General features: G+C 73.1%; 17 protein-coding genes. 8 read left to right on the top strand and 9 right to left on the bottom strand.

The features are described 5' to 3' along the window. Positions 1-104: 104 nt before the first annotated feature. From Cba03nite_RS24150 to Cba03nite_RS24170, 5 genes are all read right to left on the bottom strand, one after another. Entirely contained in the window at positions 105-986 is an 882-nt protein-coding gene (locus Cba03nite_RS24150) for a potassium-transporting ATPase subunit C (protein WP_203750473.1), read from the bottom strand. A gap of 1 nt (position 987) precedes the next feature. After that, entirely contained in the window at positions 988-3147 is a 2160-nt protein-coding gene (kdpB, locus tag Cba03nite_RS24155) for a potassium-transporting ATPase subunit KdpB (protein WP_203750475.1), read from the bottom strand. A gap of 32 nt (positions 3148-3179) precedes the next feature. Beyond that, positions 3180-4850: a potassium-transporting ATPase subunit KdpA gene (gene kdpA, locus Cba03nite_RS24160; RefSeq protein ID WP_203750477.1), complete on the bottom strand. Its 1671-nt coding sequence runs from the start codon at positions 4848-4850 to the stop codon at positions 3180-3182. A 23-nt stretch (positions 4851-4873) separates the two neighbouring features. Continuing rightward, on the bottom strand, positions 4874-4960 hold the full coding sequence (gene kdpF, locus Cba03nite_RS40675; protein ID WP_144119385.1) for a K(+)-transporting ATPase subunit F: 87 nt from the start codon (positions 4958-4960) through the stop codon (positions 4874-4876). Between the two features lie 474 nt (positions 4961-5434). Further along, positions 5435-7993 (bottom strand): cation-translocating P-type ATPase, encoded by a 2559-nt coding sequence (locus tag Cba03nite_RS24170; RefSeq protein WP_203750479.1) that lies wholly within the window; start codon positions 7991-7993, stop codon positions 5435-5437. A 213-nt stretch (positions 7994-8206) separates the two neighbouring features. Here Cba03nite_RS24170 and Cba03nite_RS24175 point away from each other — a divergent pair, with 213 nt between their 5' ends. The 6 genes from Cba03nite_RS24175 (at position 8207) to Cba03nite_RS24200 (ending at position 13730) form a co-directional block, all read left to right on the top strand. After that, the gene (locus tag Cba03nite_RS24175) at positions 8207-10567 is read left to right on the top strand and encodes a phosphoketolase family protein (RefSeq protein ID WP_203750481.1); all 2361 of its coding nucleotides are present in this window, start codon (positions 8207-8209) and stop codon (positions 10565-10567) included. A gap of 145 nt (positions 10568-10712) precedes the next feature. Further along, positions 10713-11069, top strand: a complete 357-nt coding sequence (locus tag Cba03nite_RS24180; protein WP_203750483.1) for a hypothetical protein — start codon at positions 10713-10715, stop codon at positions 11067-11069. After that, positions 11066-11545, top strand: coding sequence for a hypothetical protein (locus Cba03nite_RS24185; protein WP_203750485.1), 480 nt, complete (start codon positions 11066-11068; stop codon positions 11543-11545). Before Cba03nite_RS24180 ends, Cba03nite_RS24185 begins: the two co-directional genes overlap by 4 nt. A 129-nt stretch (positions 11546-11674) precedes the next feature. After that, positions 11675-12238: a TetR/AcrR family transcriptional regulator gene (locus tag Cba03nite_RS40410; RefSeq protein ID WP_275411616.1), complete on the top strand. Its 564-nt coding sequence runs from the start codon at positions 11675-11677 to the stop codon at positions 12236-12238. Beyond that, complete coding sequence (locus tag Cba03nite_RS24195) at positions 12235-12963, top strand: ABC transporter ATP-binding protein (protein WP_203750490.1); 729 nt, start codon at positions 12235-12237, stop codon at positions 12961-12963. Before Cba03nite_RS40410 ends, Cba03nite_RS24195 begins: the two co-directional genes overlap by 4 nt. Next, a complete protein-coding gene (locus Cba03nite_RS24200; protein ID WP_239125983.1) occupies positions 12960-13730 on the top strand; it encodes an ABC transporter permease in 771 nt (256 codons plus the stop codon). The genes Cba03nite_RS24195 and Cba03nite_RS24200 overlap by 4 nt, the downstream gene beginning before the upstream one ends. A gap of 232 nt (positions 13731-13962) precedes the next feature. On the opposite strand, the gene Cba03nite_RS24205 is transcribed toward Cba03nite_RS24200, so the two are convergent. After that, positions 13963-14106 carry a hypothetical protein gene (locus Cba03nite_RS24205; RefSeq protein ID WP_203750492.1) on the bottom strand — a complete coding sequence of 48 codons (144 nt, stop codon included), beginning with the start codon at positions 14104-14106 and terminating at the stop codon, positions 13963-13965. Between the two features lie 162 nt (positions 14107-14268). Between Cba03nite_RS24205 and Cba03nite_RS40415 the strand changes: the two genes are divergently transcribed. Continuing rightward, complete coding sequence (locus Cba03nite_RS40415) at positions 14269-16320, top strand: sensor histidine kinase (protein WP_203750493.1); 2052 nt, start codon at positions 14269-14271, stop codon at positions 16318-16320. Further along, positions 16317-16970, top strand: a complete 654-nt coding sequence (locus Cba03nite_RS24215) for a response regulator transcription factor (protein ID WP_239125984.1) — start codon at positions 16317-16319, stop codon at positions 16968-16970. The genes Cba03nite_RS40415 and Cba03nite_RS24215 overlap by 4 nt, the downstream gene beginning before the upstream one ends. Positions 16971-16988: 18 nt before the next feature. Here Cba03nite_RS24215 and Cba03nite_RS24220 read toward each other — a convergent pair whose 3' ends face one another. The 3 genes from Cba03nite_RS24220 to Cba03nite_RS24230 all read right to left on the bottom strand — a co-directional run bounded on the left by Cba03nite_RS24220 (position 16989) and on the right by Cba03nite_RS24230 (position 19128). After that, on the bottom strand, positions 16989-18011 hold the full coding sequence (locus Cba03nite_RS24220; protein WP_203750495.1) for a cupin-like domain-containing protein: 1023 nt from the start codon (positions 18009-18011) through the stop codon (positions 16989-16991). Then, complete coding sequence (locus Cba03nite_RS24225; RefSeq protein ID WP_203750497.1) at positions 18008-18157, bottom strand: hypothetical protein; 150 nt, start codon at positions 18155-18157, stop codon at positions 18008-18010. The genes Cba03nite_RS24220 and Cba03nite_RS24225 overlap by 4 nt, the downstream gene beginning before the upstream one ends. A 188-nt stretch (positions 18158-18345) precedes the next feature. After that, positions 18346-19128, bottom strand: coding sequence for an SDR family NAD(P)-dependent oxidoreductase (locus Cba03nite_RS24230; protein WP_203750498.1), 783 nt, complete (start codon positions 19126-19128; stop codon positions 18346-18348). Between the last annotated feature and the right edge of the window lie 230 nt (positions 19129-19358).

The following is a 19358-nucleotide window of genomic DNA, read 5'->3' on the forward strand; positions in this document are numbered from 1 at the left end:
GGTGGTCGTGCCCGGGGTGATCTCCGGGACAAGTGTGCCGTCCATGGCTTCGCTGAGGCCGCAGGCCGGGGCCGAGCCGAGGCCGGCGCCGAGGCGGATGCCGGTTACCGGCGGTCCAGGGCCAGGTTGAGTTCCAGCACGTTGACGCCGGGTTCGCCGATGAACCCGAGGACCCGTCCGGTGGTGTGCTCGTCGATCAGGGCGTCGACCTGCTCGACGGGCAGGCTGCGGGCGGCGGCGACGCGCCTGGCCTGCAGCCTGGCGTACTCGACGCTGATGTGCGGGTCGAGGGAGCTGCCGCTGGCGGTGACCGCGTCGGCAGGGACCGGGGACGTCTCGGGCGCGTCTCCCCGCACGGGGACGAGCACGCCCTTGCCGTAGTCCTCGCCGAACCTGCCGCACTCCACGCGCACGCCCTCGTAGGTGGCGGTGAACGGGGTGGCGGGGCAGGCCTGGTTAACGCTGACGGCGCGGGTGACCCGTCCGGACAGGCCGTCGCTATAGAAGACGCGCAGGACCGCGCCGACGCCGTCGGGGGTGCAGTACGGCCGGGCGCCGCTGACGCCTTCCAGCTCGCCGACCGCCTTGCTGCGGGCGCAGACCTGGGTGAGCAGGGCCTGCCTGCTGCCGTCGCCCGCTGCGGAGTCCGGGTCGAGGGCCGGGTCGCCGAGGGTGTCCTCGATGCTCTCCGGGCCGAGGTTGGACGCGGCGGTGGCGCCGGGGTCGTAGCCGGACGCCGACGGGCGGCTCTGGAAGTACTTCGCCACCGGGTTGCCGTCGGCGTCGGTGAACGACTGCCCGATCAGCGAGCTGCCGACGGGTCTGCCGTCCACCTCGACGACGGAGCCGTCCGCCTTGTCCCGCAGTCCGGGCAGCTGGGCGACGCCGGTGAGGGCCAGCGGGTATCCCAGGCCGAGCAGGACGGTGAACACGAGCACGGCCCGTACGGCGGCCAGGTGCTGGGAGATCCAACCGGTTGTACGCATGTCAGCCGATCCCTGGGATGAGCGAGATGATCATGTCGAGGAGCTTGATGCCGAGGAAGGGCGCGATGATGCCGCCGAGGCCGTAGACCCACAGGTTGCGGGTCAGCAGCCGGCTCGCGCTGGACGGCGTGTAGCGCACGCCGCGCAGCGACAGCGGGATCAGCGCGACGATGATCAGCGCGTTGAAGACGACGGCGGACAGGATGGCCGACTCGGGGCTGGACAGCCGCATGATGTTGAGCGCATCCAGGCTCGGGTAGACCACCGCGAACATCGCCGGGATGATCGCGAAGTACTTGGCGATGTCGTTGGCGATGGAGAACGTGGTCAGCGCCCCGCGGGTGATGAGCAGCTGCTTGCCGATCTCGACGATCTCGATCAGCTTGGTCGGATCGGAGTCGAGGTCGACCATGTTGCCGGCCTCCTTGGCGGCCGACGTGCCGGTGTTCATGGCCACGCCGACGTCGGCCTGGGCCAGGGCCGGGGCGTCGTTGGTGCCGTCGCCGGTCATCGCGACCAGGCGGCCGCCCTCCTGCTCCTTGCGGATCAGGGCGAGCTTGTCCTCCGGTGTGGCCTCGGCCAGGAAGTCGTCCACCCCGGCCTCGTCGGCGATCGCCTTGGCCGTCAGCGGGTTGTCTCCGGTGATCATGACGGTACGGATGCCCATCCGGCGCATCTCGTCGAACCGCTCGCGCATGCCCGACTTGACCACGTCCTTGAGGTGGATCACGCCGAGCGCGCGGGCCGGCTGCCCGGTGACCAGCTCGGCGACGACGAGTGGCGTGCCGCCCTGACCCGAGATGGCGTCCACGGCCGGACCGACGTCGTCGGAGGGGTGGCCGCCGTTGTCGCGTACCCACTTCATGACGGCCGAGGCCGCACCCTTGCGGATCTGCCGGTCCGCGTTGCCCTCGCTCAGGTCCACTCCGGACATGCGGGTCTGCGCGGTGAACGGGATGAAGGTGGCGTGGGGCATGAAGCCCTCCTCGCGGGCGCGCAGGCCGTGCTGCTCCTTGGCGAGCACCACGATCGAGCGGCCCTCCGGCGTCTCGTCGGCGAGGCTGGACAGCTGCGCGGCGTCGGCGACCTGCTCGACGGTGACGCCCGCGGCGGGCAGGAACTCCCACGCCTGGCGATTGCCCAGGGTGATGGTGCCGGTCTTGTCCAGCAGCAGCGTGCTGACGTCGCCGGCCGCCTCGACGGCGCGGCCGCTCATGGCCAGCACGTTGCGCTGCACCAGGCGGTCCATGCCGGCGATGCCGATCGCCGACAGCAGCGCCCCGATGGTGGTCGGGATCAGGCAGACCAGCAGCGAGACGAGCACGATGCCGCTGATGCCGTCGGCCCCGAACGCCGGGGTGTCCGGCGCCGCGCCCTGCCAGGCCTTGGCGTAGCTCGCCATCGGCTGCAGGGTGACCGTGGCCAGCAGGAAGTTGATCGTCAGGGCCGCGAGCAGGATGTTGAGCGCGATCTCGTTGGGGGTCTTCTGCCGGTTCGCCCCCTCGACCAGGCTGATCATCCGGTCGATGAAGCTCTCCCCCGGCTGCTGGGTGATGCGTACGACGATCCGGTCCGACAGCACCTTGGTGCCGCCGGTGACCGCGCTGCGGTCGCCGCCGGACTCCCGGATGACCGGGGCGGACTCGCCGGTGATCGCCGACTCGTCGACGCTGGCGATGCCCTCGATCACGTCGCCGTCACCGGGGATGACCTGCCCGGCCTCGACGACCACGAGGTCGCCCCGGGCCAGCGCGGACGCGGCGACGGACTCCTCGCGGTACCGGTCGGCCGGGGCGCCCTCGGACCAGCCGGTGAGGCGGCGGGCCATGGTGTCCTTCTTGGCATTGCGCAGCGTCGCGGCCTGGGCCTTGCCCCGGCCTTCGGCGACGGCTTCGGCCAGGTTGGCGAACACGACCGTGAGCCAGAGCCAGCCGGTGATCGCCCAGGAGAACCCGGACGGCTGCGCGATCGCCAGCAGCGTGGTGAACACCGCGCCGACCTCGACGATCAGCATGACCGGGGTGCGCCACAGCGTCGCCGGGTTGAGCTTGCGCAGGGCGTCGGGCAGCGACTTCCACAGCTGCCGGGGGTCCAGCAGCCCGCCGCCGACCTTGCGCGGCTGCGGCCGCGGGTGCGGGGTTGCCACCGATGTGACGGTCATCTTTGTTCCTTGTCTTGTCTTCTCGCGGCCGTTCACAGGCCCTCGGCCAGCGGGCCGAGCGCGAGTGCGGGCAGGAAGGTGAGGGCCACCAGGATCACCACGACGCCGACGACCATGCCGATGAACAGCGGCTTGTGGGTGGGCAGCGTGCCGGCCGAGGCGGGCACGGGACTCTGCCCGGCCAGTGAGCCCGCCAGGCCGAGCACGAAGACGATCGGCAGGAACCGCCCGAGCAGCATGGCCAGGCCGGTGGCGGTGTCCCACCAGGGGGTGTTGACGGTGATGCCGGCGAACGCGGAGCCGTTGTTGTTGGCCGCGGAGGTGAACGCGTAGACGACCTCGGAGAAGCCGTGCGGGCCGACGTTGAGCTGGGTCCGCCAGTTGCCGGTGGCCATGGCGGCGGCCACCCCGATGAGCACGAGTGTGGGGGTGATCAGGAAGTACAGCGACGCGAACTTGATCTCGCGGGCGCCGATCTTCTTGCCCACGTACTCGGGCGTGCGGCCGACCATCAGGCCCGCGACGAACACGGTGAGCACCGCGAGGATGAGCATGCCGTACAGGCCGGAGCCGACCCCGCCGGGCGCGACCTCGCCGAGCATCATGTTGACGATCGGCATCATGCCGCCCAGCGCGGTGTACGAGTCGTGGAACGAGTTCACCGCCCCCGTCGAGGTCAGCGTCGTCGCCGCGGCGAACGTCGCCGAGTCGGACAGGCCGAACCGGACGTCCTTGCCCTCCATCGCCGCGCCGGCCGCCTGCGGCACCGTGCCGGCCCCGCCCAGCTCGAACACGTTGGTCAGGGCGATGCTCGCGATCGCGATCGTCGCCATCACGGCAAGGATGGCGTACCCCTGCCGGTTGTCGCCGACCATGCGGCCGAACACGCGAGGCAGCGCGAACGGGATGCAGAGGATCAGGAAGATCTCCAGCCAGTTCGTCCACGCCGTCGGGTTCTCGAACGGATGCGCGGAGTTGACGTTGTAGAAGCCGCCGCCGTTGGTGCCCAGCTCCTTGATGACCTCCTGGCCGGCCACCGGCCCACCGGTCAGGTGCTGCTCGGCACCGGTCAGCGTGGTGACCGCCGTGCCGTCGCCGAGGCTCTGCACCACGCCCCCGGCGATCAGCAGCACCGCGCCGACGACGGCGATGGGCAGCAGGATCCGCAGGGTGATCCGGGTCAGGTCGACCCAGAAGTTGCCCAGCCGGTCGGTCCGGCGCCGGGCGAACCCGCGGACCAGCGCGACCGCCACCGCGATGCCGACGGCGGCGGAGACGAAGTTCTGCACCGCCAGCCCGGCCATCTGCACCAGGTGGGTCATCGTCGACTCACCGGAGTACGCCTGCCAGTTGGTGTTGGTCACGAAGCTGACCGCGGTGTTCCACGCCAGGTGCGGGAAGACCCGCTCGTCGATGGTCGCCGCGAAGTCCGGGACCTTGAAGACCACGTCCTGCAGGCGCAGGAACGCGTACAGGAACAGGATCGAGATCAGCGAGAACGCCAGGACGCTGCGGGCGTACCCGCCCCAGGACTGCTCGGCATGCGGGTCGACGCCGAGGACTCGGTAGATGCCGCGCTCGACGCGGCCGTGGTGTTCGGCGGCGACGACGCGGAACATGTGGTCGCCGAGGTAGCGGTAGGCGACCGCCAGCGCGGCGAGGAGCGAGAGGATGAACAGCACTCCCGCGGTTGCCGTTGTCATGTCAGACAGCTCTTTCCGGGAGTTCAGAACTTCTCGGGGAACAGCAGCGCGAAGACCAGGAAGACCGCCAGCGCGCAGGCGATCACCAGACCGATCAGATTGGCGGTCACAGCCGTTCCACTCCCCGTACGACGAGAGCGAGGACTGCAAACAGACCCACCGTCAGCAGCACGTAAGCCAGATCGGCCACCGCCTGCCTCCCTTTTGAGCTAGTTTTCACGTTTTACTGGCATTGCGTCCGCTTCGGCGGATGCCGGATTGGCGGGACGGGCCAATACAACTGCACGAAAACGCCCTGGTGAGGGTTCTTGACGGCATCCATACGACCGCGGACGCTTTCTTTACGCGCGTTTGACGACGGCGTGTCCGCGCTCACAGCGACACGGCGTGGCCGGGCCCTCAATGAGCGCGAGCCAGGAGGATGACAGGCAGGAACGGTGTCGATCTCGTCGGCGACGTGGACGCCGGAGTGGTGGGGAACTCTATGCGCGCCTGGTGGGCCGTAGCGGGCACAGCTGCGTGGTTCAGGCCAAGTCCGGGCAGCAGCAGCTGGCGGAGATCGTCGCGGGTGGTGGGTGTTCTGCTCATCGCCGCTGCACGGGCGGGACAGCCGGTGGGCGGTTCAGGCTGCGCCAGGCGGCGACGAGCGCGCCGGGCAGGACCGCGACCACGGCGCAGAACACCAGCTGGGACCCGCTGAGCGGCTGGGTGCCCAGCAGGGTGCGCAGGCCCGGCACGGCGACGGCCGCGAGCTGCGCGGCAGCCGACAGCGCGACGGCGGCCAGCAGCCCCGCATTGGCCCAGCGGGTGCCGGGCGGGCGGGTGGCGCGTGACGCCAGGGCGATCCCGAGCTGGGCCAGGCCGAGCACGACGAAGACCATGGACTGCCAGGGCCAGCCGGCGGTGTGGGCGTAGACGCCGGTGGCGAGGGTGGCCGCGGTCAGCAGCGCCCCGATGGTGAGGATGCCGCGCAGCAGGCCGTCGCCCAGGACCTGCTCGTCGGGTGGGCGCGGCGGACGCCGCAGCACGTCCGGTTCGGCGGGTTCTGCGCCGAGTGCGACGCCGGGCAGGCCGTGGGTGAGCAGGTTGATCCACAGGATCTGGCCGGGCAGCAGCGGCACACCCAGGCCGAGCAGCGGCCCGATGAGCATGACGGCGAGTTCGGCGGCGCCGCCGGCCAGGCCGTAGCGCAGGAAGCGGCGGATGTTGTCGTACACGCGGCGGCCTTCGGCGACGGCGTGTTCGAGGGTGGTGAGGTTGTCGTCGACGAGGACGAGGTCGGCGGCCTGGCGGGCGACCTCGGTGCCGCCGCCCATGGCCACGCCGATGTCGGCGCGGGTCAGTGCGGGGGCGTCGTTGACGCCGTCGCCGGTCATCGCGACGACGTGGCCGTGCTGCTGCAGCTCGGTGATGATGGCCAGTTTCTGCTCGGGCTGGGTGCGGGCGTACACGTGGACCTGGTGGGCCAGATCAGGCCGGTCGCCGGTGCCGACCGGGTCGCCGGGGGCCCAGATGCCGACCTGGGCGGCGATGTGGGCGGCGGTGCCGGGATGGTCGCCGGTGATCAGCATCAGCCGGATCCCGGCTCGGGCGAACGCGGCGGCGGTCGCGGCCGCGTTCGGCCGCAGCGGGTCCTCGATGCCGACGACGCCCAGCGGCCGCAGCCCGGTCGGTGCGATGGGGCTGCCCGGCGTGTCGGTGCGGGCGGCGGCGACGGCGAGGACGCGCAGTCCCGCGGCAGTGAGCTCGGTGGCGGCGCGGCGGGCGGCGGCCGTGTCGGGGTCGGCGGGGTCGACGACGGGTGCGGCCAGGACGGTCTCCGGTGCGCCCTTGCAGACGGTCAGGTAGCCGTCGCCGTCGCGGTGGACGGTGGTCATCTGGCGGGTGGCCTGGTCGAAGGGGTGTTCGGCCAGCCGGGGCGTGGCGGCGCGGGTGCGGGCCGGGTCGAGTCCGCATCGGGCGGCGAAAGTGACCAGGGCTGCTTCGAGAGGGTCACCGGCCGCGGTCCATCCGGGGTGGTCGGCGTCGGGCGGCAGCACGGTGGCGTCGGAGCACAGCAGCCCGGCGCGGGCCAGCTCGGACAGCGCGCCGGGTGGTGGGTCGGAGACGCCGCCGAGCGTGCCCTGCGGGCAGTAGCCGTCGCCGGTGATCCGCGCGTGGAAGCCGCCGGCGACGGCCCGCCGCACGGTCATCCGGCCTTCGGTGAGGGTGCCGGTCTTGTCGGAGGCGACGACGGTGACCGAGCCGAGCGTCTCCACGGCGTGCAGGCTGCGTGGGATGGCCCGGTGGCGGGCCATCCGGCGGGCGCCCTGCGCCAGGGCGAGGGTAACCACCGCCGGCAGGGACTCGGGCACGGCGGCCACGACGAGGCTGACCGCCGTCAGCGCCATGAGCAGCAGCGGCCGGCCGGCCAGCAGTCCGGTGGCGAACACGACCAGGCACAGCGCGACCGCGGTGGCGCCCAGGACACGGCTGAGCCGGGCCAGTCGCCGCTGCAGCGGCGTAGGGCCGCTGCTGGTCGTCGCGACCAGCTGTGCGATACGCCCCAGCGCGCTGGCCGCGCCGGTACGCACCACGGTGCCTACCGCCCGTCCGGTGACCAGCACGGTGCCCGCGAAGAGCTCGTCCCCCGACTCCCGGGCGACGGGGACGGACTCGCCGGTGAGTGCCGCCTCGTCGGCGTGGCAGCGGTACGCCTCCCGTATGAGCAGGTCGGCCGCGACGATGTCGCCGGCCTCGACCCGCACAAGGTCGCCGCGCACCAGACCGGCGGCGGGGATGACGCTCTCGGCGCCGTCCCGTGTCACCCGGGCCGTGGGGGCGGTCAGCGAGTCCAGCGCCGCGACCGCCCGGTCGGCGCGCACCTGCTGTGCTACCCCGATCGCGGTGTTGAGGCACACGACCAGCACGATGATCGCGGTGTCCGCCCAGTCGCCGAGCAGTGTGGTGACCGCCGCCGCGGCCAGTAGCAGCGACACCAGGGGGTCGGCGAGCTGGGCGCCGACGCGGCGCAGCAGACGTGGTGGGTGCGGGCGGGCGACGGCGTTCGGGCCGTCCTCAGCCAGTCGCGCGGCCGCCTGGGCGCCGGTGAGCCCGCCCGGCCGGGTCGTGCCGGATACGCCAGGCAGGCCGGTGACCGTCATACGCTAACCCTCGCCGCAGGCACTGCCGTCAGGCCAGGGCAGATGGCCTCGCGCCGGGGTGGACGACCGCCCCCGCCTGACGGGACCAAAGTCCCGGATTCTGCTGAGACACAGGTGTCGGCCTGCACCGCCCTGGAGCGGCGGGACCAAAGTCCTTCGGTGTCGGGCGGGCAGGCCCTACGTCGCAGCGGTCACTATGGCCACGCTTGCCTCATGCATACCGTGGAGGGCGCCCCGCTGGGCGCGCAGGAACTCGCCCGCGTCGACGCCCACTGGCGCGCCGCCAATTACCTGTCCGTCGGGCAGATCTACCTGATGGGCAATCCGTTGCTGCGTGAGCCGCTGCTTCCGGAGCACGTCAAGCCGCGGCTGCTGGGCCACTGGGGCACCACGCCGGGCCTGAACCTGCTCTACACGCACCTGAGCCGCATCGTCGCGGCCCGCCGCCAGGAGACGATCTTCATCACGGGGCCCGGTCACGGTGGTCCGGGCCTGGTGGCCAACACCTGGCTGGAGGGCGCCTACAGCGAGGTGTATCCGCACGTCAGCCAGGACGAACGGGGCATGGCGCGGCTGTTCCGGCAGTTCTCCTTCCCCGGCGGCGTGCCCAGCCATGTCGCGCCCGAGACGCCCGGCTCCATTCACGAGGGCGGCGAGCTGGGCTACAGCCTGTCGCACGCGTACGGCGCCGCGCTGGACAACCCGCAGCTGCTGGTCGCCTGCGTCATCGGCGACGGCGAGGCGGAGACCGGGCCGCTGGCTGCGTCGTGGCACTCCAACAAGTTCCTGGACCCGGTGGGCGACGGTGCGGTCCTGCCGATCCTGCACCTCAACGGGTACAAGATCGCCAATCCGGCGGTGCTGTCCCGGCTCGGCGACGATGAGCTGACCGCGCTGCTGATCGGCTACGGGCACAAGCCATACCTGGTCGACGGCGACGACCCGGTGCAGGTGCACCAGCGGCTGGCCGCGACCCTGGACGCCGTCTGCGACGAGATCGCCGACATCCAGGCCGCCGCCCGGCTGGGCGAGGTGACCACCCGGCCGCGCTGGCCGATGATCGTGCTGCGTACGCCCAAGGGCTGGACCGGGCCGAAGCAGGTGGACGGCGTGCCGGTCGAGGGCACGTGGCGCGCGCACCAGGTGCCGCTGTCGGCGGCCCGCGACGACGCCGCGCATCTGACCATGCTGGCCGAATGGATGCGCTCGTACCGCCCCGAGGAGCTGTTCGACCCCACGGGTGCGCCGCGGCCGGAGGTCGTCGGCTGGCTGCCCACGGGCGAGCTGCGGATGGGGGCCAACCCGCATGCCAACGGCGGGCGCCTGGCCCGTGACCTGGAGCTGCCCGACTTCCGCGCGCACGCGGTCAAGGCGGGCGAGACCGCCGAGCCGACACGGGTGCTGGGCGGCTGGGTGCGCGACGTCATGGCGGCCAACGCCGAGCACCGCAACTTCCGGGTGGTCGGCCCGGACGAGACGGAGTCCAACCGGCTCGGCGCCGTCCTGGACGTCACCGGCAAGGCCTGGCACGCCCGCACCGTCGGCACCGACCTGCACCTGGACCCGCACGGGCGGGTGATGGAGATCCTCTCCGAGCACACCTGCCAGGGCTGGCTGGAGGGCTACCTGCTGACCGGCCGGCACGGGCTGTTCTCCTGCTACGAGGCGTTCGTGCACATCGTCGACTCGATGGTCAACCAGCACGCCAAGTGGCTGAAGGTCACCCGCGAGCTGGACTGGCGCAAGCCGATCCCGTCCCTGAACTACCTGCTGACCTCGCACGTGTGGCGCCAGGACCACAACGGCTTCTCCCACCAGGACCCGGGCTTCATCGACCACGTGGTCAACAAGAAGGCCGACGTGATCCGCGTATACCTGCCCCCGGACGCCAACACGCTGCTGTCGGTCGCCGACCACTGCCTGCGCAGCCGGGACTACGTCAACGTGATCGTGGCCGGCAAGCAGCCCGCGCCGACGTTCCTGGACATGGACGAGGCGGTGGCCCACTGCACCCGCGGGCTGGGCATCTGGCCGTGGGCCGCCGATGACGGCGGCGACCCCGACGTGGTGCTGGCCGCGGCCGGCGACGTACCGACGATGGAGGTGCTGGCCGCGGCCGGGCTGCTGCGCGAGCACCTGCCGCAGCTGCGGGTCCGGGTCGTCAACGTGGTGGACCTGATGCGGCTGCAGCCGCAGTCCGAGCACCCGCACGGGCTGCCCGACGCCGAGTACGACGCCATCTTCACCACGGACCGCCCGGTCGTGTTCGCCTACCACGGCTATCCGTGGCTCATCCACCGCCTGACCTACCGCCGCAACGGCCACGAGCACCTGCACGTCCGCGGGTACAAGGAGGAGGGCACGACCACCACCCCGTTCGACATGCTGGTGCGCAATGACATGGACCGCTATCACCTGGTCATCGACGTCATCGACCGGGTTCCCGGGCTGGCCCGCAGCGCCGCCGCGCTGCGTCAGGCCATGGTCGACAAGCGGACCGAGCACGCGGCGTACATCCGCGAGACCGGCCAGGACCTGCCCGAGATCCGTGACTGGCAGCCGCCGCGGCGCTGACCCGGGCCGCCCTCGGGGTGCGGCCGCCAGTGGCGCGGCGCACCCCGAGTGAGGCGGGCCTGTGGCGGCGCCCCGCCCGCGCGATGCCCCGGTCCTGATCCGAACGTTATAGCTGGTGACTAACCCACGCGGACGAAGGACCACCATGCTCAGGAGAACGACCTTGGCAGCGGTCGCCGCCACCATCGCGCTGTCAGCCGCCGCCTGCGGAAGTGCCACCGAAACGCCGGCCGCCGCACCCCAGACGACCGCACAGGCCGCGGCCACCCCGGCTGCGAAGGCGGCGGCGAAGATCTCCGCCAACACCGCGACCGAGGACCAGATCACCGCCGCGCTGCGTGGTGCCGGTGTCGCCAATCCAGGCCACTGGGCCGAGGAGGTCATGGAGTACCGGCCGTACGACAGCACGGACACGAACATGGATCGCCTGCGCCAGAAGCTGGCCAAGTACAACCCGGGCGCGGACACCATGAGCAAGATCCTCAGCGTGTTGCAGCCGTGACGGTCCGGGAGCGGCAGGACCGGGTCGGCACCGTCACCGGCCTGCGCACGGGCCTGCTGTGCCTGGCCGCGGTGGCCGCGTTCGGCACGGCGGTGGAGCTGGCCACGGAGCGGCACTGGGACACCCCGGTGCAGTTGCTGGCCTGGCTGGGTCTGGCGATGGCGACGGCCGCGATCGTCCTGGTGGGGTGGCGGCCGCAGGCCGTCAGGGTCCGCGCAGGCCGGGTGCTGGCCGTGCTGGTGCTGCTGATGGCGGCCTTCGGTGTGTGGGAGCACGTCGAGGCCAATCTCCACGCCGGGTGGCTCGACGCGGTCCACGGGACGCGGTGGGGCACGCTGCCGGTCGCCGCACAGTGGTGGTACGCGCTCAGCAAGACGGTGGGCCCGGCCCCGCCGCTGGCCCCGGGCGTGCTGGCGCAGGTCTCGCTGCTGGTCCTGCTGGCCGCCTGGCACCACCCGGCCGACGCCGCCGAGTGACGGTGCGCAGGCCTGGAACGCCGCCAAGCGGTGCCGGCTCGGCCGCCTGACCAGCTGCGCGGTTTCCGCCGGGCGGTGGCGGGTTCGCCGGCGGTTGAAATGTTAGCCACTAACATTTACCGTGGCGTGGTGGACAGCGAACCGGGCGGCCGCCGCGGCCGCACCCGCGCGCTCCTGCTGGAGTGCGCACTGGATCTGTTCGAGCAGCAGGGATACGAGCGGACGACCGTCGCCCAGATCGCCTCCGCTGCCGGAGTCACCGAGATGACGTTCTTCCGCCACTTCGCCGCCAAGGAGCGCCTGGTGGTCGAAGACCCGTACGACCCGGTCATCGCCGGCGCCGTCGCGGCCCAGCCCCGCACCATGGCGCCACTTGCCAGAGCGGTCGCCGGCCTGCGCGCCGCCTGGGGCCGGCTGCCGGAGCCGGAGAGCGCCGCGGTCCGGCGGCGGGTGCGTATCGCCGCGGCCACGCCGTCCCTGCGAGCGGCGATCTCAGCGAACAACGCCGCCACCGAGCAGATCCTCGTCGATCAGCTCGTGGCCGACGGCGCCGACCCTGGTCCGGCGCGGGTCGCGGCCGCCGCGGTGCTGGCCGGCCTCACCGCGGCGCTGCTGGACTGGTCCCAGCGCGACGGCGTCGCTCTGACCGACGTGGTGTCGGCGGCGCTGGACACGCTGGAGGGACGGCGATGACGGCACCCCGCATCGAGGCCTGCGGCCTGACGCGGCTGTTCAGCGGCGGCGCCGGCGTGCGCGGCGTCGACTTCGACGTGATCGCAGGCGAGATCCACGCCCTGGTGGGCCTCAACGGCGCGGGCAAGACCACGCTCATGCGGCTCCTGCTCGGCATGCTGCGGCCCACCTCAGGCGCCGTACGCATCGACGGCCGGCCCCTGCGCACCGCCGACTGGTCGACCGTCGGCCACCTCGTGGAGACTCCCCTGGCCTACGGCGAACTGGACGGCCGGGCGAACCTGATGCTCGCCGCACGCCTGCACGGCGCCGACGCGAACCGAGCCGCACGGATGGTCGACGATGTCCTGACGGAGCTGAACCTCGCCCAATACGCCGCCGTGCGGGCACGCCGGATGTCGCTGGGCAACCGCCAGCGCCTCGGCCTGGCCGCCGCGCTGCAGCACCACCCTCGGGTCGTGGTGCTCGACGAGCCCACCAACGCCCTGGACCCGGCCGGGGTCATCCTGCTGCGCGAGGCGCTGGTGCGGCGTGCCGCCGACGGCGCCGGGGTGCTGGTGTCCAGCCACCATCTCGACGAGGTGGCCCGGGTGGCGCATCGCATCACCGTCATCAACGCCGGCCGCGTGATCGGGACGCTGGACCCGCGCGGCGTCGACATCGAGAGATCCTTCTTCGCGCTCGTCCACGCCGACGACACGCACCGCGATCGGAGCCCGCTGTGAACCTGTCCATGCTGGCCACCGCCGTCGCCGTCGAAGGCCGCAAAGCGGCCGCCTCCCGCGTCCTGACCAGCACGGCAGTCCTGCTGACCGTCGGCGTCGCCGCTCTGGCCGCGGCCACCACGGCGGCTGCGGACGGCGGCGACGGGCAACTCGCCGCCAAGCTCGGGCCGCTGGCCGCCGCGGGCGGGTGGCCGGCGGTGCTGAACGTCGCCACGCAGGTCACCGCGGCGGCCGGGCTGCTGGCCTTCGGAGTCGGGTTGAGCTGGATGTTCGGCCGCGAGTTCACCGAGGGCACCATCACCGGCCTGTTCGGCCTGCCCGTCACCCGGCCCGCGCTCGCCGCGGCGAAACTCGTCGTGTTCCTGCTGTGGGCCGCGGCGACCGCGACGGCCCTGACCGTGGCCGTCGCGCTGGCTGGAACTGCCGTCACACGTCAGGCGCCGCAACCGGCCGACTGGGCGGGGCTGGGGCGCCTGCTCGCCCTCGCCGTGATGACCGCGGCCCTCGCGGTTCCCGCGGCCTGGGCCGCCACCCTCGGCCGTGGTCTGCTGCCCGCGATCGCGACCATCGTCGCCTTGATGGCCGTCACCCAGATCATCGTCGTGGTCGGTGCGGGCGGCGGCTGGTTCCCGCCGGCGGCACCGGCGCTGTGGGCCTTGTCGCCCACCACGGTCGGCGCGGCCGAACTGCTGTTCGCGGCGGTCTTTCCAGCCGCCTTCAGCGTGCTGACGCTGCACGCCTGGCATCGGCTGCAACTCGACCGATAGCACAGGTCAGCTTCAGCGACGGCACCTTCGTCCGGTAGCTCGGCGGCCCGGTCGAGGGGCAGGGTGAGGTCGAAGACCCGGCCCGGGTCGATCGTGCGGACCGATTCCAGCGGGCGGCGTAGCCGCCGTCGACTGCAATCGGCGCCGTTCGCGGCCCGATCATGGCGGTCAGATCCGATCCCACCGGGCGAGCCGGCGGGATCGGACCTGGCGGCGTCACGGCGCCGGTGCGTCACCTGCCGGCGGTGCGCTCCGGGGCCGGGGTGAGGCGGGGCCTGCGCCCGTATCCCTCGCAGTTGACGTACGAGTTCTTGACGTGGGCCGGGATGTGGTCGGGCGTGCTGGCCGCGACGGGCGCGGGGGTCAGGGAATGCATGGTTCCTCCGATCGACGGGTCGCCCGTACTGTGGCCGGTCTGACGGCCCGGCGGCCAGGGACCGCTGACCCGGTCTGGCGGGACCCCGGCCGCCTGGCTCAACGTGCCGCCGGATCCGGTCCGTTCGGCCGGTCCGGCACGGGTGCACAATGATCAGCTGTCATGGCCGAGTCCTCCGCTCCCCTGCCGAGCCCGCCACGCCGTCGGCCGGCGGCTTGGACGGTCGCGTCCGTGGTCGCCGTGCTGAGCGCCGCCGCCGTGGCCGGCTGGATCGCCGCGCAGCCGCCGATGACCCCCGAGCAGCTGTACGCGCTGGTCGACCTCGCCGACGGCCTTGTCTACGGCGCGGTGGCCTGGCTGATCCTCGGGCGGCGGACGGGGCTGGTCGGCTGGATCGTCGCCGCGGCCGCGGTCGGCGGGGCGGTTGCGGCGCTGGGCACCCAGTGGGCGGCGCTGGCCGACCGGCATCCCGGGCTGTGGGCCCCGGCGCTGCTGACCGGCGCGCACGGCTGGGCCTGGGTGCCGGGGCTCTACGGGCTGCTGGTCCTGCTGCCGTGGCTGCTGCCGACCGGTGCCGCGCGACGGCGGCCGTGGACGGCCGGGCGGGTGCTGCGGGCGGGTGTGCTGGCCGCCGGTGCCTGCTGCGTGACCGCGGCGACGGCGGTGGCGATGACGGCGCCCGCGCCGTACGGCATCGTGCCGCTGTCCGGTCCGCGGCTGCACTGGATCCGGGCCGAGGTGCTCGGTCCGGTGTCGCAGTGGCTGGTGCCGCTGGGGTTCGCCGCGACCACCGGGGTGCTGGTGCGGCGCCGGGTCACCGACCGGCCGCGACGGCACGGCCTGGGCTGGCTCGCCGTCGGCAGCGCCCTGCTCACGCTCGCGTTCGGCCTGTCCTACCTGCCGCAGCCGCTGGCCGAGCGGCTGCCCGCGCAGGCTCCGGCGCTGCTGATGCTCGCCTCGCAGCTGTTCTTTCCGGCGGCGGTGCTCGTCGTCGTGCTGCGCCAGCAGCTGTGGGGCATCGAGGTGGCGGTCCGGCGCACCCTGGTGTGGCTGCTGATGACCGCGGCGGTGATCGCCGCGTACACCGGTGGGGTGCTGCTGCTCGACCACCTGCTACCGGCCGGGTCCTATGCCCCGAAGGTGCTGGTCACCGCGGCGCTGGCGGCGGCGTTCCAGCCGGTGCGGCAGTGGGTGCAGCGCCGGGTCGACCGGCTCGTGCACGGCGAGGCCCACGAGCCGCTGATGCGGCAGGTGGCACGCCGCCTGGGCAGCGCCGGCCCCGACCTGCACATGATCGACACGGTCGCCGCGGCGATCGCCTCGTCCCTGCGGCTGGAGCGGGTCACCATCTCCGTGCACGACGGCCGGGCGCGGCCCGAGCAGAGGGAAACGGGTGCCGCGCCGCCGATCCGCGTGCCGCTGGTCAGCGGGCAGCGTACGGTCGGCGAGCTGGTGGCCTGGCCGCGTACGGGCGAGCGGCTGGGCGGGCGGGCCGCTGCCGCGCTGGCCGACCTGGCCCCGGTGGCCGGTGCGGTGGTCGACCTGGTGGCGACGAACCGGGCGCTGGCCGGTTCCCGTAGCCGGCTGGCCGAGGCGCGCGACGAGGAGCGGCGGGCGCTGCGGCGGGACCTGCACGACGGGCTCGGCCCCGCGCTGAGCGGCATCGGCCTGGGCCTGGCCGCGACGCGGAACCTGCTGCACCGCGATCCGGCGGCGGCGGAGGCGCTGCTGGACCGGCTCGCCGAGGAGATGAGCCAGCGGGCCGAGTCGGTGCGGCACCTGGCGCGGGCGCTGCTGCCTGCCGACCTGGCCGACGGGCGCCTGGTTCCGGCCCTGCACACGCTGGCCGAGCGGTACGCGCTGGCCGGGCTCGACATGCGGGTGTGCGCCCCGGCCGAGCCGGCGCCGCTGCCGGGTCTGGTGGCCACCGCGGCGTACGGGGTGATCGCCGAGGCGGTCCGCAACGTGCACCGCCATGCGGGCGTCGGCGTCTGCGAGGTACGCATCGAACAGGATGAGGAGCTCAGGGTGACGGTCAGCGATCACGGCGGCGGGCCGCCGCAGGCGCGCTCGGCCGGGTTGGGCCTGCGGTCGATGCGGGAACGCGCCGAAGGCGTCGGCGCCACGCTGACGGTCGGCGCGACCATGGCCGGTGCGGTCCCGACCGGGACGACCGTGCGCCTGGTGGTGCCCGCGGTGGCGGTGGCGGCGTGAGCGCGCCGATCCGTGTCGTGGTGGTCGACGACCATCCGGTGTTCCGGCTGGGCATGACGGCGCTGCTGTCCACGCTCGACGGCATCGAGTGCGTCGGCGACGCCGCCGACGTCGACACCGCCCTGGCGGTGGTCGACGCGGCACGGCCGCAGGTGGTGCTGATGGACCTGCACTTCCAGCACCGGTCGGGTATCGAGGCGACCAGGATCGTTACCGAGCGGCATCCCGGCGTGCGGGTCCTCGTGGTGACCATGATGGACGACGACGACTCGCTGTTCGCGGCGCTGCGCGCCGGTGCCCGGGGCTACCTGCTCAAGGAGGCGGGCCCGGCCGAGGTCGAGCGGGCGATCCGGGCCGTGGCGCACGGCGAGCTGGTGGTCGGGGCGGCGCTGGCCGGGCAGGCCGCCGGGCTGCTCACCTCGGGTTTCGGCGCGGCGCCGCTGCCGTTCCCGCAGCTGACCGACCGGGAGCGGGAGGTGCTGCACCTGGTCGCGCGGGGCCTGGACAACGCGGCGGTGGCGTACCGCCTCGGGCTGAGTCCCAAGACGGTGCGCAACAACCTGTCCAACATCCTCGTCAAGATCCAGGCGAGCAGCCGTGGTGAGGCGATCGCCCGCGCTCGCGACGCCGGGATGGGCGGCCGGGACTGACCGCCCGTCCCGGTGCCGCTACTCGTCGCTGAGCGCCGCGGGCGGTGTCGCGATCCGGTGGTTGGCGCCGGGCACCGCGAAGTGGTGGAACGTGACGGTGGCGCTCACGTCGAGGGCGCGCACCCAGTGCCACCAGCCGACGGGGATGAACAGCGCCTGACCGGGCTCCAGCACCGTCTCCAGGACCGTCGCCTCGCTGTAGCGCGGGTGGCGGGCCGGGTCGGGGTGGTCGGCGTCGACCTCGCTGAAGGTTCCGCCGCGCGGGTACACCAGGTGCCGCTCGTAGGAGGGCACGAGCCGCACGTGTTTGCGGCCCATCACCTGGCACAGCAGCACGTTGCTGTTGTCGAAGTGCAGCGGGGTGAGGGTGCCGGCCGGGCCGAGCAGCAGGTGGGCCCGGCGCGTGCCCTCGGCCGGGTCGATGAGCCCGGCCGGTGGCCGTACGTCGTCGGCCAGCGCGGCCAGCGCGCCGGGCCAGTTGCTGTTGCGGGGAACCATGTAGTAGTCGTTGGTGGGCGTGCCCGACCCGACCAGCCGCAGGTAGTCGCCGAACGTCATGGTGGTGCGGTGCCGGTCGTACTGCCACGCGTGGTCCGGGTTGGCCTCGCGGCCGGTCATCACCTCGACCTCGGCGTCGCCGCATCTGCGGGCCAGCTCGTCGAGGGTCCAGGAGCGGGCCGGCCAGTCGTCGCACAGCCCGTCGAGCACCACCGGCCGGTGACCGAAGTAGTAGCGGGAGAAGAACTCGGCCGGGTCGACGTCACGCCGCCGGTCGAGGTCGCGCCCGCCGTCGCCGTCGCGCAGCGCCCGGTACACGTCCAGGATGGACTCCAGCCAGTCGTAGCGCAGCGCCAGGCGGCGGCAGACCTGGAAGTACGGGTGCTCGGTGAGCCGGGCCAGCTCACGGTCCAGCTCTGCCGGGTCGATCGACTGGGCCAGGGCGGCCGAGCGTACTTGCTCGACCGGGGCGCCGAGGGCGAGGTTCTCGGCGAGCCAGCCGCGCCAGCCGTCATCGAGGCGCACCGTCGCGACGGCGGTCATCGCGGCTGCCCGGAGGTGGCGGGCGGCGCCGACAGCATGGGCCGGCGCACCACTTCGTTGCAGGTCGGGTAGGAGTTCTTGACGTGCGCCGGGATGTGGTCGACGTGTTCGGCCGGGCCGGCACCGGGGACGGGGGTGGTGGTCATGGCGTTCTTCCGTTCGTCTGTCGTGCTGGATCGCCGGTGGCGATGCGGGTCAGTCTCGGCGGGGAGGTGCCCTGGCGGCCAGGGACAGCCGACCCGGCCGAGCGGGACGAAACGGCCCTCGGCCGACCGGCTGAGGATCGCCCGGATCCGGGCGGTCGTGCCGTGACGCCCGCCCGGCGGGGTGCCGGTCACCGGGCGAGGCGCGCCGCGGGGGGAAGAGTTACGCCGCTCAGGCGAGCGCACGCCGACAGCAGCTCGTCCTGTACCGCCGGGTCGCACGCGGCGCCGGACGGCTGCCAGCCGCGGTCGGTGACGAACCGGCCGCTGCCCAGCTCGTCCGCGTCGCCGCCGGCGAGCCGGACCTGCGGCCGCGCGCCCTGGTCGGGGCCGATCGGGGCCTGCGGGCCGCCCATCCGCGTGGCGACCCAACCCGGGTCGGTGGCGTTGCTGCGCACACCGGGCCAGTGCCGGGCGACCGCGAACGCCAGCATCAGCACGTACAGCTTCGAGGTGCAGTAGGCGGTGACGCCGTGCCACGGCTGCGGCGAGCCGGCCGTCGCGAGGTCGATGACGCCGTCGGCGGCCATCGCGGAGGAGACGTAGACCAGGCGGCGCGGCGGCGGCATGAGGGCGGTCAGCGTGTACGGCGCCAGCACGTTGACCTGGAACGTGGTCTCCAGGCCGTCCTCGGTGAGCAGCGGCTGCGGTGCGTCCATCCGGGATACGCCCGCGTTGTGCACGACGGCGTCGAAGACCCCGAACGCGGTCGCGGCGCGGGCCAGCGCCCGGGTCTGCCGCAGGGAGGCGAGGTCGCCGACGAGGACGGCGTGCAGTTCGGGCGCGCGCGCCTTGAGCTCGGCGGCCTTGGGCTCGTCGCGGGCGTGGGCGACCACCCGGTGTCCCGCGTCGGCCAGGGCCGTGGCGGTGCGCAGGCCGATGCCGTCGGTCGAACCGGTCACCAGTATCAACATCGTGCAGTCCTTCGGTCGGAGGGGCGCGGAGCGCGCTCGACTCCGCATCCCACCGGCCCCGGGTCCCGGCCGGCCAGGATCAGGTGTCCTGTCCGGGCGGGACCGGCACGCACCGGCCGCGGGGGATCGCCGATCCGCCGGGCGGCTACGCACGGATGAACGTCTGCACGGCAGGCCCGGTGATGCTCCGGCCGCATGTCTCGCTGGGCCCGGACTCGGCCCGAGCCCAG

Source organism: Catellatospora bangladeshensis (genome assembly GCF_016862575.1).
Taxonomy (GTDB): Bacteria; Actinomycetota; Actinomycetes; order Mycobacteriales; family Micromonosporaceae; genus Catellatospora; species Catellatospora bangladeshensis.